9 protein-coding genes and 1 riboswitch are annotated in these 13,787 nt (G+C 41.4%); all 9 genes read right to left on the reverse strand.

Annotated elements, in window-relative coordinates; all coding sequences use genetic code 11:
* Window positions 1–82 precede the first annotated feature (82 nt).
* The 9 genes from H7U01_RS00820 to fni all read right to left on the reverse strand — a co-directional run bounded on the left by H7U01_RS00820 (window position 83) and on the right by fni (window position 13,772).
* On the reverse strand, window positions 83–1,405 hold the full coding sequence (locus tag H7U01_RS00820) for a glycosyltransferase family 4 protein (RefSeq protein ID WP_201040899.1): 1,323 nt from the start codon (window positions 1,403–1,405) through the stop codon (window positions 83–85).
* Window positions 1,406–2,404: a glycosyltransferase family 4 protein gene (locus H7U01_RS00825; RefSeq protein ID WP_201040900.1), complete on the reverse strand. Its 999-nt coding sequence runs from the start codon at window positions 2,402–2,404 to the stop codon at window positions 1,406–1,408. It lies immediately after the preceding gene.
* Window positions 2,405–2,534: 130 nt separating this feature from the next.
* Window positions 2,535–5,558, reverse strand: a complete 3,024-nt coding sequence (locus H7U01_RS00830) for a Spy0128 family protein (RefSeq protein ID WP_201040909.1) — start codon at window positions 5,556–5,558, stop codon at window positions 2,535–2,537.
* A gap of 392 nt (window positions 5,559–5,950) precedes the next feature.
* Window positions 5,951–6,643, reverse strand: coding sequence for a 5'-methylthioadenosine/adenosylhomocysteine nucleosidase (locus H7U01_RS00835; RefSeq protein ID WP_002886153.1), 693 nt, complete (start codon window positions 6,641–6,643; stop codon window positions 5,951–5,953).
* Window positions 6,644–6,709: 66 nt separating this feature from the next.
* Complete coding sequence (gene macP, locus H7U01_RS00840) at window positions 6,710–6,970, reverse strand: cell wall synthase accessory phosphoprotein MacP (protein ID WP_037602071.1); 261 nt, start codon at window positions 6,968–6,970, stop codon at window positions 6,710–6,712.
* A 3-nt stretch (window positions 6,971–6,973) separates the two neighbouring features.
* A complete protein-coding gene (locus H7U01_RS00845; protein ID WP_002890318.1) occupies window positions 6,974–7,522 on the reverse strand; it encodes an NUDIX domain-containing protein in 549 nt (182 codons plus the stop codon).
* A gap of 75 nt (window positions 7,523–7,597) precedes the next feature.
* Window positions 7,598–8,980: a bifunctional UDP-N-acetylglucosamine diphosphorylase/glucosamine-1-phosphate N-acetyltransferase GlmU gene (gene glmU / locus H7U01_RS00850; protein ID WP_080610341.1), complete on the reverse strand. Its 1,383-nt coding sequence runs from the start codon at window positions 8,978–8,980 to the stop codon at window positions 7,598–7,600.
* Window positions 8,981–9,264: 284 nt separating this feature from the next.
* On the reverse strand, window positions 9,265–11,925 hold the full coding sequence (gene mgtA, locus H7U01_RS00855) for a magnesium-translocating P-type ATPase (RefSeq protein ID WP_002890316.1): 2,661 nt from the start codon (window positions 11,923–11,925) through the stop codon (window positions 9,265–9,267).
* Between the two features lie 224 nt (window positions 11,926–12,149).
* Window positions 12,150–12,305: riboswitch (M-box (ykoK) riboswitch) on the reverse strand.
* Between the two features lie 462 nt (window positions 12,306–12,767).
* Window positions 12,768–13,772 carry a type 2 isopentenyl-diphosphate Delta-isomerase gene (gene fni / locus H7U01_RS00860; RefSeq protein WP_201040910.1) on the reverse strand — a complete coding sequence of 335 codons (1,005 nt, stop codon included), beginning with the start codon at window positions 13,770–13,772 and terminating at the stop codon, window positions 12,768–12,770.
* Window positions 13,773–13,787: the final 15 nt, after the last annotated feature.

Genomic DNA, 13,787 nt, shown 5'->3' on the forward strand with positions numbered 1-13,787 from the left:
AAACTGTAATTTTTCAAGCTAATTATCTCTTTTATTAATCAATTCTAAGATTTTATCTGACTAGGAAAATCTGGTAGCTTTCCTAATCCAAAAGTTTCGTGATATTTCTGATTTTCTTGACCTGTTTGGCTGATCCTTTAAGGATACGAACAGAGCCATTAACAGGCAAGGTAATAGCCTTAGTTGGCAAATAAGTTACCATACGCGTCAAGCGTTTCATGGTACTATCTTCACCATTCAAATCATTGTGGAAATCCTTAGAAATCGTAAGGTCCAAGTAATACTCATAGACACGTTTTCCAAAGTTTTCCGCAGAAATTTCATAAAGCTTATCAGCCCACTTAGTCTCGTCTTTTTCTGGTGTAGCAATGGCAGCTTCCAAAATGGCCCCTGCTAAATCATTATCATGATAATAAAGCGTTCCAAACATCTGGTCTGTAATCACATTATCCAAGTAAGGATTTCCATGAGCGATGATAGGGGTACCACTAGCCAAGGCTTCAAGATAGGTCAATCCCTGAGTCTCACTGGTTGATGCCGAAATGAAGAAATCAGCAGCCTTATAATAAAGCGCTGTCTCACTAGGCGCAATCATACCTGTGAAAACCACCTTGTCCTGAATACCAAGTTTTTTGGCTTGAGACTTAAGATCTGGTAGGTAAGGACCGTCACCAGCCACAACCAAACGCACCTTGTCGTCTTCCTCCAAAACAGAAGGTAGAGCAGCCAGCACAGCCTGGATGTTTTTCTCATAGGACACACGAGAGAGGCTCAACAACATGGTTTCATCCGAAGCAATACCAAGCTTGGCTCTCAAGTCCGCTACATCTTCTTCGGTAATCTCTGGACGCTGGAATTTTTCAAGTTCAATGCCTGTTGGAATGACCCGTTTTCCAGCAGCAATCTTGTACTTGAGTAAAAGGTCATAAACAATCTCGCTCGGACAGATAACCCCATCCAGATCGCTCATAAAGCCACGAACAATGTACTTAACCATGCTTGGACGGATGACCATACCTTTGGCAATATAGCGGACATAGTCTTCATACTGAGTATGATAGGTGTGCACAACAGGAATCCTAAGTTCACGCGCAATGGCAATTCCTAGAAGCCCCAAGGAGAACTCTGTCTGCGTGTGAATAATATCAAGCTTGTACTGTTTTGCAATCTCTAGAGCCTTAGAAAAGCCACGATAAGCCACTCGGCGATCCTTAAAAGCAAAGAAAGGCACACTGGGAATACGGACAATCTGCCAGTCTTCATAGCGGTCAACATCTCTATCAGTCGTGGTAAAGATAAAGACTGTATGCCCCATTTTTTCCAACTGCGTCTTCAGCGTGCGAATACTGGTCGCAACACCTGATACCTGTGGAAAATAGGTATCTGTAAACAATCCGATACGCATTTAAATCTCCAATACTTCTTTGTAGGCTTCAACAAGTTTCTGAGCCACATCATCAATCGAGCGACTTTCTGCAACCTTGTAACCTTCTTCACGTTTGTCCACTTTACCATCGATAATATCTTGTAAGGCTACTACAAATTCATCCACGTTATGCCCGAATGAAGCAGATTTGTCATCAACCCAGCCCTCATAAACAGGAATATCACGCAAAACCACATGTTGGTGACTGGCAAAGGCCTCTAGCACTACGATTCCTTCAGTTTCCTCATAGGACGGAAAAAAGAAGGCATTAGCACCACTCATAGCTCCCTGGAAGACAGCTCCCTTGAAGTAACCTGGGAAGCTGACATTATCAGGATGCTTACCATTGACAATGTCTCGAATTTTCTTAGGAATCAGCCATTTGCTGATACTACCTAACCAAATGAAACGAACATGGGGCATCTTTTCGGCAACCTTGACGAAATCTTCAATTCCCTTGCGTTGGAAATAAAGACCCGCACAAATCACCACTGGCTGTCCTTCCTTAATACCAAAGTATTCTCGGAAAACTTCTTCCTTACGTGGATCCTTACCGTATTTTTTCAAATCAATCCCATTTGAAACAGCAATAATCGGTGTGGTAACTCCGTAAGACTGAATCAATTTTTTGGAATACTCAGATGGTGTAATCACGTAATCGGCCTTTTGATACATGTGGGCCAAATATTTCCCAAAAAGTGGGGCCAAAAGGTTAGAACCGATGAATGAATTCTCAAAGTCTTCACGTGTCGAATGACCATGCATGATGACCTTCTTGCCACGGCGTTTTGCAGCATGCAACAACATCAAGCTACGTGGACCATAAGTATTAATATGAACGACATCGTAATCACCCAAGATGTCCGTCGTATAGGGAATCCCCGCCAAGTCCAAGGCATGCATCTGATGGTGGAGAGCCCGTCCGATTCCTGATTTTTCAAGAACCGATTTTCCTTCAAGATAAAGTAGAACTTTCATACTCCTCATTATAGCTTAATTTAGTAGAAATTTCATCCTGCAGTTGGCTTTATCTTGATTTCTCATTTAATGAGATAGGCATTCCAACACTAAAAAAGATCGAGCATTCTCGATCTTTTAGGTCATCATCTTAAACGTCTTTACGGCGACGATGGCTATATGCTACACCCATGACTGCTGCCATTTCTGCTGCCACACCGAGGGCAAGCAAGGCAGTATCGTTAGCTTGACCAGTCTCTGGAAGTTGAGGTCCTGATTTCTCAGAGGATTGAACTGGCTTAGCTGGTTTTGGCGTCACTGGTGGAGTAGGCGGTGTTGGTGGTGTCGGCGGAACCACTGGTGGTTTAGGTGGGACACTTGGTGGTGTCGGTGGTGTTGGCGGTGTAGGAGGTTTTGGAGGAATGTAACTATTGTTAAATTCTGTATCCAAAGGAAGGAGAACTGCTGCTACAAGCAGATTTTCCTTTTCACCCACAGTCTTGGTAACAGTCACCTGGAATTTAGCTACCATGTTATCATAAACCACATCGGCTTCATTGCCCTTGACTTCTTCAACAGTGTAGTAGTAAACACCTGGTTTGTCATAGACAATGTTTTCAAAACTAATGTTTCCTTGTGCATTATTGGTCACTGTTTGGATAACATTACCCTTGTCGTCCTTAAGAACGAAGCTAAATTCACCATCTTTGAGGTTACGGCCCGTAAGAACCTTGGTCAATTCGAATTTGGCCTTGGCTGGTTGCACTTCTTTAACATAGTTATTAAAGACAGTGTCTTTTGGATTAGCGACCGTTGATACCAAAGCATCGCCATCTCGGGTCACTGTAATCCAGACAGTCGCTTTCATACCATCATAGATGATATCTTCGTTAGTTCCCTTAACTTCTTCAACAGTATAAGTGTAAGTTCCTGCCTTATCAAAGTGAAGTTCACTAAATGCAACACGACCATCAGCTGTATTACCAACAGTTTCGACAATATGGCCTGCACTATCTTTGAGGACAAATTGGAACTCATTAGCAGTCAAAGTTTGGTGAACACCTGCCTTAGTCAATTCCTTACTGAACTGAATAGCAGCTTTAGCTGGAGTCACAAACTTGTTGTTAAAGATGGTGTCTTTTGGATTAACTACGGTTGAAACAAGAGCATCACCATCACGTGTTACCGTGATAGAAACAGCAGCTTTCATCGTATCATAGACAATTGCATCATCCTTACCTGCAAGTTCTTCAACAGTGTAGTTGTAGGTACCTACCTTGTTAAAGGTCAACTCACTAAAGGCAACCTGACCGTCAGCTGTATTTCCAACAGTCTCAAGGACTTTTCCAAAACGGTCTTTAAGGACAAATTGGAATTGATCTGCTTTTAGATCTTGCTTAACACCTGCCTTGGTCAATTCCTTACCAAATGCAATTTTGGCCTTGGCTGGTGTTACCAATTTATTGTTAAAGATAACGTCATCTGGATAAACCACTTTGGCCACTAATTTTTCTCGGCCATCTGTGGTTTCTCTAGCTACTTGGACAGTCACATCAGCTTGGAGCTTATCATAAACGACGTCACTATCATTACCAGGAACTTCTGTCACACGATAGTGGTAAGTACCTGGTTGGTTAAGTACAAGATTTGAGAAGACAATTTTACCCTTAGCATCATTAGCGGTTTCCCCTAAGTCAACAGGATTGGCACTATCCGTCACATCAACCAGTTTGAAGGTGAATTCTTTGTCTTTGAGGTCTCTACCCGCCAAGTCCTTCTCAAGCTCAAGATTGAAATACGTTTGTTGTTCACCACCTGCATTTCCACGACCTCCAACTAAACGTACTTCAGAAGTATATGTTTTTGACTCAACATCTGCATGAAGGTCAACTTTATTCGTAGGATTATTAGAATCTGATGCTGGGTTGGTCAATCGTGTCTGATACCAAACATAAACCATACGGTCCAAACGACCAAGATTTAACTCAAATTTAGTATCGTCATGAGAGAAACTCTTAATCAATTCCATAGCTGAACCCTTATCAACCCATGGCTCAGCAGAATCAATGTAACGTAACTCTAAAGAATTATCAACAAATCTTTGATTATCAGACCAAGTATCGATCAATTGAAGATTATTCAAGACACGTCTTGCGTAATTAAGACGCATTCCCCAGTTAATTAGGGTTGGATCATTCTTGTCCTGACTACCCCATTTAGCAATGACTTCGTCACTAGGAATAGGATTTGCAGAACCAACTGTCACATTAACGACATGACCATTGAAATTGAGGTGCAATTTTTCGCCACCTTTGAGAGCTTCAGAATAAAGCGTATCTAACTCTAAATTCATATATTTCCCAATAGGGTGATCTTCGAAATAATGATTAAATGTGGTTACAACACTGTTATTCTTAGGATCTACCTGAGCAATACCAACAACTTCGTTATTAGGGTTGTAAACATTAACACTATAGCTTGTCTTAAATTGCAATTCACTTGGAAGAGTGAAGATAACTTTGTCACCTGAATTAATAGCTATATCGTTAGGGAATGAAATATCATGATAAACAACCTTACTTCTTGAGTAAATACTATTTCCGTCTGGAAATTGAAGCTCAACGTTAGGGTTTTGAACATGAATTTCAGTTCCTGTCTTAGTCACCTTAACATCCGCTGGAATAGGGCGACTTAGATTGGTAACCTTAAGTCCGAAATTATCAGATGAAGTGGAACTACTATTACTTGCTGCAGCAAGTTCGCTAGCACTAGCTTCTCGTGTTTCACTAACAGTTACAGGTTTCTCACTAAGAGTTTCACTAGTCTTATCTTGCAATGAACTAGTTTGTTCAGAGCTTGCAACCGTTTGCTCTTGAAGCGCAACTTCACTAGAAACAGCAGTCACTGAGATAGCACTTGTACTTTCTGCCTGTACGGTAGGTTCAGCTGTCACTTCTTTACTTGAGACGCTAGCGCTTGTTCTTTGGCCCCCACCATCAGACTCGCTAGCTTCCTCAAGTACACTCGTCGCTGGTTGGCCTTTAGGCTCTTCAGCTTGTTCTGCATTAGCGGTACTTACACCAAAAACTGCAGACGAAAGTAAGATCGAAGCAACACCCACCGTAAACTTACGGATGGAGAAACGCTGCCTCGAATCACCGAATCGGTTATTCATGATTCTATCCTCCCATTATTACAAATCTTAACATTTTTGTAACCCTTTTCATTCTGAATTATACACTATTTTCAGAACTTTGCAAGATAATTATTTACCCCTTTGGAGGTTTTGTAAAGATTTCTAAGATATCAATAGATAGTGAAATTTTTAAACCCTTATATTATAAGCTTTCTTTCGGAGTCTCTCTTTTAATATTGTTTTTCTTTCTCATTTTATTGCCATAATTTTAATTCAAATTTTGTCTAAAAAATACTAAAATTCAGATTTTCTCTTCGAAAAATGAGAAGATTATCTTGTCTAAAGGAAGAAAAAAACTGCCATTCTTAAAGGAATAACAGTCGTCTTTAAATTTATTAAGAAAATGAGCATAAACACTCATTTAAAGTATTTTAGGCAAGCTCTTTGAGAAACTCCACTAAGATAGCAGCTGATTGTTTCCCCGCCTGAATAATGAATTCGTCAAAAGTAATATTAGCGTCATGGGCTGCTGTATCACTCATAGCACGCACAACGATGAAAGGTTTCTTGACACTGTGTGCAGCTTGAGCAATGGCTGCTCCTTCCATTTCCACGGCTAAGACTTCTGGAAAGTGCCCTTTAATAGCATCAATCTTATCCTGACCTGCAATAAAGCTATCACCAGTCGCAATAAGACCAATTTTAGAGTCGATAGAGGCTTGAGCCAAAACCTTTTCAAAAGTCTCTACAAAGGTAGAGTCACTTTCAAAGTAGAGTGGTTGCATAGACATTTGCCCATAGTCATAGCCAAATGCTGTCAAGTCAACATCGTGATAGGCCAATTTTGATGCCACAACGACATCTCCAATTTTAAGTCCAGGTGCTACTGCTCCTGCAGAACCAGTGTTAATGAGGGCATCAACGCCAAAGTGGTCTGCCAAAACAGCCACAGACATGGCTGACATAACCTTACCAACACCTGATTGCACCAAAACGACGTCGTGTTTTCCCAAGCGTCCTGTGTAGTAGGTATTGCCAAGAACAGTTTCTTCAACCTTATTTTCCAATTGCTCCACTAGAAGCACTAACTCCTGCTCCATGGCAGCGATAATTCCAATTTTCATATAGTTCCTTTTCAGCTTGTAATCTTGTCTGAATCAGTAGACAGAGCTATCTGACTCATAGACTTATTAGAAATAAAAGACAGCAATGAAGAGAATAATCAAGAGGACGACAACCCAAAAGAGGATGCGATTAAGCTTGTGCTGGAATTGATTGCGTTTAGCATTCTCAATCCGACGGCTCTTGTAAGCAGAGGGCTGATAATTAGCTTCATAGTCCTCATCATAGAACTCTTGATCATAGTCCTCATAATAAGGATGTTCCTCTAAATCGATTTCCCCACGCTTAGCCTGCTCAATGACATCGTCAGTCAAAAGTGGCTTACTCATAACTTATTTTCCTCCAAAATGAAGTGCATAGTATTGGAGAGCGATGATGGTTTTAGCATCTTGAATTGCACCTGAAGCTACGAGTTCCATACATTCCTCATAAGTCAACTCATAGATTTCAAGAAACTCATCTTCGTCAAGTGGGCGTGGATTTTCAACAGGCTTGAGGTTTGTAGCCACATAGAGCTTGATTTTTTCATTACAGAAACCAATGGCTGTGTAAAACTCATGAATCAATTCGAGATCACCCTTATACTGAGTCTCCTCTTCAAGTTCACGCGCTGCTGCAGCCATCTCTTCACCAGCCTCACCAACTTCCAGTTTACCCGCAGGAATCTCGTAAGAAACTGCCTCAATAGCCTTGCGATATTGCTTGACGATAATGATTTTTCCTTCTGGGGTAACCGCTAAAACAGCTACTGCTCCCTTGTGGAAGATGAGTTCACGACCAGCTGTCTTACCGTCTGGCAAGAGGACTTCGTCTACTGCAACTTCAAAAATATGTCCCTTAAATTTTGACTCACGTTTAAGTGTTTTTTCTTCAAACTCCATGACTTGACTCCTTTAATCTATGACCCCAATCTAAATCATCTCTCAAATAGAAGTAAGACTTAGATAGGCTTAAGCCTACTTTTGTTGGCTTGGGTGATGAGGCTTCTTAGTAGCGTAACCTTCTTTATTGACCTGACGGCCACGTCCAATGGCTACGCTGTCCGCTGGAACATTCTCTGTAATGGTTGAACCAGCTGCTGTGAGGGCGTTATCCCCAATTTCAAGCGGTGCAATCAAGGTTGAATTGCTTCCGATAAAGACGTTGTTAGCAATTTGGGTCTTGAATTTATGTTGACCATCATAGTTAACGGTAATTGTTCCAGCACCAAAGTTAACGTCAGAACCAACTTCCGCATTACCAATGTAGGTCAAGTGACCAGCCTTAGTATTTTCACCGATAGTAGAACCCTTAACCTCAACGAAGTTACCGATATGAACATCTTTTTTGAGGGTTGAATCTGGACGAACATGGGCAAATGGACCAACAGTAACACCTTCTTCAACCACTGAGTGCTCAATCATAGAGTTAGTGATAACAGTATTGGCACCGATAGTTGAATCAACAATATAAGTCCCATTGGTAAGCACTGACTCTGCACCGACTTTAGTTTGCCCTTTAAGCGTAACATTGGCTTCAATGACAACGTCTGGCTCAATTTCCACATCCACATCGATATAAGTAGCGTTTGGATTTTGGAAAGTAACACCATTAACCATGTGAGCTTGGTTGATGCGACGACGCATAACATCTTCTGCCGTAGCCAAGGCAACACGGTCGTTAACCCCGAGACTTTCTTCAAAGTCACGAAGAGTGAAGGCACCTACTTTTTCACCATTCTCACGGAAAATAGAAATAACATCAGTCAAATAGTATTCCCCTTGAGCGTTGTTAGTGTTGATATTTTTAAGTGCTTCGAAGAGACGTTTATTGTCAAAGACATAAGTCCCTGTATTGATTTCTTTGACCTGTTGTTCGAATTCGTTGGCATCTTTTTGCTCAACAATCTTAGTCACTTCGCCATTTTCGTTACGGATAATACGACCATAACCAAATGGATTGTCTGCAGTTGCAGTCAAGATAGTGGCAACATTTTTGTGATTAACATGGAAATCAATAAGGTTTTTAAGGCTTTCACCAGTAATCAAAGGCGTGTCACCGGCGATAACAAGCGTTTGCCCTTCAAGTCCAGCCAACTCTTCTTCAGCCATCATTACTGCGTGACCAGTCCCCAACTGCTCAGTTTGCATAGTGAAGGCAGATTGACCGTCCAAAACCTCACGAACAAGCTCAGCCTTGTGACCAATAACAGTAACGTTTTTAGCTGGTTCGATAGCTGAAACTGCACGGAAGACATGCTCAAGCATAGTGATGCCTGAAACCTTGTGCAATACTTTTGGAAGATCTGATTTCATGCGAGTTCCTTTACCCGCAGCAAGGATAATAGCGTAATTACTCATTTTCTTTTTCCTTCTTAAGATTTATTTGTGATGGTTTCCTTCGAGGCGGTCTTAGCCTTGAGCCCCAAATCTCAGGACCTCAACCTCCCACTGGGATAGCCTACGAAAGAAAGGGGCCTTGAAAACATAGTCTCTCATTTCTTAGCAAAGATGTCCTCATAACAGACGTTTTTTAGGGCCTCTGATTATCTATAATCGCCCTATTATACCATAAATGAAAAGGTTTTGGCAGAATGAAAGGTAATGAAAAAAGAGCTGACGCTCTTTTTCTAAGAATAGTTATCCTATAACCATTCTTTGTATTTCTTAATATAGATATGCTTCACAAAGGTAACACTAAGCATATACAAAGTAATGATGATAAACAAGAGAATGAAATAGAGACCGTTTAGATGGCTGAGTTTTAAGAGACTAGCCAATGGACTGTATGGAAGAGAAGTCACAAAGAAAGCAGCAAATAAGGTTGTCACAACAACTGATAGTGCTGGGTGACTTTGAATAAATGGTAGTTTTGGTGAACGTAACATGTGGATAACCATGGTTTGAGACCACATAGATTCGATAAACCAACCTGTTTGGAAAATAATGATAAAGGCTGCTGCTTCTGGTGAACCATGAACATAGCCATGCCCCAAAATCATTGGCACAATGATGAAATAGAGCAAGATATATGTCAAAATATCAAATACGGACGAAATAGGTCCTATCCAAGCCATGAAACGCATGATTGATTTGGCTTCCCAGATATGTGGCTCTTTAAGAAATTCCTTGTCCACATTGTCAAATGGAAGGGCGATACAAGAGATATCATAGACAAGATTTAGGACAATCAAATGCACAGGTGCCATTGGTAGGAATGGTAAGAAAATGCTGGCAAAGAGGAGAGAAAAGATATTCCCGAAATTTGAAGAAACGGTCATCTTGATATATTTGGTCATATTAGCATAGACCTTCCGTCCTTCAACCAAACCTTTTTCCAAGACCATTAAATCCTTATCAAGCAAGATAACATCTGCAGTTTCTTTGGCGATATCAACAGCTGTATCCACAGAAATCCCCACATCTGACACCTTCATGGATGGGGCATCGTTGATACCATCACCCATATAGCCTACCTTATGCCCATTTTCCTTAAGGCTTAGGATAATTCGTGCCTTTTGGTCTGGGGATAACTTAGCAAAGACTGTTGTCGTTTCCACAGCCTTAGCCAAATCTTGATCTGACATGGTATCAAGATCACTTCCAAGTAGAATGTGCGTCACATCTAGACCAACTTTTTCACAGACAGCCTGTGTCACCTTATCATTGTCTCCAGTCAAAATTTTTGTGGTCACACCATATTCCGCCAAAGCCTTGATAGCAGGTGCTGCTGATGGTTTTGGTGGGTCAAGGAAGGCAAGATATCCCGTCAAAATCATATCACTTTCATCTTCAACACTAAAGACGTCATTTTCATTAAGTTGTGATTTGTAGCTAACACCGAGAACACGCAAACCTTGTTCATTCAACTGTGCAACTTCCGCAAGGACTTCCTCACGAACATCGTCAGTCAATGGGATAATGTCTCCCTTGTATTCCACATAGTTAGAAACAGAGAGCATTTCTTCAAGGGCACCTTTTGTCACCATGCTAACAAATCCATCAGTGTCTTGAACAATGACACTCATGCGACGACGTTCAAAATCAAAAGGTAGCTCATCAATCTTGTGGAAGGTCTGGTCAAGGTCACGAACGATGTCATGTTTCTTAGCTTCTCTTTCAGTTCGGCTAATAATGGCACGGTCCATAAGATTTTTTAAGCCAGTTTGGAAATAAGAATTAAGATAGGCTCTCCGAAGTACTGATAGGTCAAGGTCACCATGGATATCAAGAGGGTACTCAAGAACGATTTCATCCTGAGTCAGGGTTCCTGTCTTATCCGTACAAAGGATGTCGATAGCCCCTAGGTCTTGAATAGCATTAAGTTTTTTGATGACCACCTTTTCCTTGGCCATAATGATAGAACCCTTGGCAAGACTGGCTGTGATAATCATCGGCAACATTTCTGGGGTCAAACCGACTCCCACACTAAGGGCAAAGACGCCGGCTTCAAGCCAGTCCCCATCTGTTAAACCGTTAATCACAAAAACAACAGGAACCATAACCAACATGAGTCGAATCAAGAGCCAAGAAATGGAATTCATCTCACGTTCAAATGAAGTTGGTTCGTCATAAGTATTGATGGTCTGCTCTATTGCTCCCATCATGGTTTCATCACCAACAACTAAAACCAAGGCTGTTGCACGACCAGAGATAACATTAGTTCCCATGAAAGCAAGGCTCTCACTTTCAAGCAGGCTCTCTAGATTTTGACCATCTGCTTTAGCCAGACAAGCTTTTTCCACAGCATCGCTTTCACCTGTCAAGCCAGACTGTTGAACAAAGAAATCACGAGAATCTAGTAAGACCACATCAGCCGGAATCATATCTCCCGCACTTAGTTTGACCACATCTCCAACCACAATTTCATCAATTGGGATTTCTTGCTCACTGCCATCTCGAAGTACTGTTGCTGTATTGACAATCATGCGAGACAAATTACTGGCAGCCTTGTCGCTACGAAGTTCTTGAATAAAACGGATACCACCAGATATCAAAACTAGAGTGACAATGATGATAGAAGTCGTTGGGTCTTCTTCACCCGGTTTAGCAAGCCAGACATTGGTGATAAAGGAAACCAGAGCAATGACTAAGAGAATAACAGTAAAGGGATTGATGATAGATTCATAAATCTTTTTGATGATAGAATCCTCTTGTCCTTTGGTTATGACATTTTCCCCATAAAGGTCACGGTTTTCTTCTACTTGGTCTTCCTTCAAGCCATCCAAATGAGTCTTGTAGCGAGTAAGGGTTGTTTCAAGTGGCTCTTGAAGAGCAGCAATAAGTCTTTCTTTATTTGTTGACATTGGAATCTCCTTATTTAATCAGGAGCCAATCACTTATGGAGTCCCTAAGACACTAATCAGCGATTGACTGGCTAGGTGCGGTTCGGGGTGATCGTCGATTAGTCTCATAGGTTTCTCCTTTCATTTTTTTACATAGTGGGTGGACCTCAGACAAAAGAAAAGAGTCCTACCCATATACAGGTAAGACTCTATAAACTCGAGGTTGATTTTTTAATAGATTCTGTCAAAAAATGGACCGTTCAAGCTTTAGCTCCGCAAGGCGATGAAATGAGCTTAGTCTTGACCTTGGCGATCAGGACTGTTGACCAACAAGTAGTGTCTCCACTGCTTTGCGGTAGTCATCCGTATCCTTGTGGTAGCCTCACCTACCGTATTTCACTGAAATAATACTCCTAAGGCGGTAACTTGTCAAGGGGAAAAGTTACTTTTTGCTTGAGTGGGTAATAAAAAAAGAGCTTCCGCTCTTTTTTGTAAGATATTCTTTTGTAAAATGGATTTTTTTAGACTTTCCTTAAGTGAGTGCGGACGTCAGCGTACTTCTTCGAAGCTCCATGACTAATTTTTGAGCCCCTTCACTTTTTAATTTCTAGGCTCAGGCTAAAACAGTTCCCCAAACTGTTTTACTCTCAAAAATTCCGAGTTCTAGAAATACAAGTATTTCTAGAACTTTTCTCACAGCGGAAAGTCTCGTTAAGTGCTCGCTTTGCTCGCTAGAAACAAATCAAATCAAGAATGTTATTATTTATCCTTGACCGGTGTTAAAATGATGTCTCCATAATATCATCGCCTAGAGAAATTGTTTTATCATCTTTAAAAATTAAAAAAGAGCACTTGGCTCTTTCCTACTTTCTTTGCTTGACATAAGTCCCTTGTAACTTACCGTGGAGGATGTAATCCACAGACTTGAGCTTATCAACAGTTCGACAATCAAGGGCACACATGATGAGACGAAGGTCATCTTTCCAGCCATTAACAATAGCCACAACCTTATCCACAGGGTAGCGTTCTACCAATTCAAGCACTGTTCGTGAGAGGCCAACGCCTTTTGCTCCTAGGACCAGACATTTGACCATATCAAGTGGGTTTCGCACGCCACCTGAGGCTAGGATTTCCACATTATCACGAAGGTCTTGGGCTTGCAAGAGGGTCTGAACGGTGCTTTGTCCCCAGTCATTGAGGTAATCACGGTTACCACCTCTACTATTTTCAATATAGGCGAAGCTAGTCCCACCACGACCTGAGATATCCACAGTTTTGATGCCCTGAGACATGGCGTAACGAATGGTTTCCACATCCATACCAAAGCCGACCTCCTTAAGCACAAGAGGAACCTCTATTTTCTGTGCATAAGCCACCACATTTTCCTTCCAAGTGTGGAAAATACGCTCTCCCTCAGGCATGAGAAGCTCTTGCATAAGGTTGACATGAAGTTGTAGAAAGACTGGATTCATTGCTCCCACAGTCTTAATCCCCAAGTACACAGGCTTATCCACACCGATATTGGTTGCAAGGTCTAAGTCTGGAAACTCTTGGCGATAGTCAAAGGATTCTGGTGCCTCCCCCTTTAGAGCAGCACTGTAGGAACCTGTCACCATGAGAATACCTGTTCGACTGGCCACCTCAGCTAGTTTTCGATTGACAGCCCCACCCTTGGCAGAACCACCTGTCATGGCATTAATATAAAAGGGAAAATCCCAATCTCGTCCCGCAAAATGTGTGGACAAGTCAATCTGATTTAAATCATAAGTCGGTAGAGACTTGTGGATAAGTTCCATATCGTCAAAACTATTGTAGGGCGACTGGTACTTGAGGGCATAACGGATGTGATCGTCTTTACGATTTGTCATAGGTTATTTCTTTAC

It is taken from the genome of Streptococcus sp. 21.1 (assembly GCF_016648635.1).
Classification (GTDB): domain Bacteria; phylum Bacillota; class Bacilli; order Lactobacillales; family Streptococcaceae; genus Streptococcus.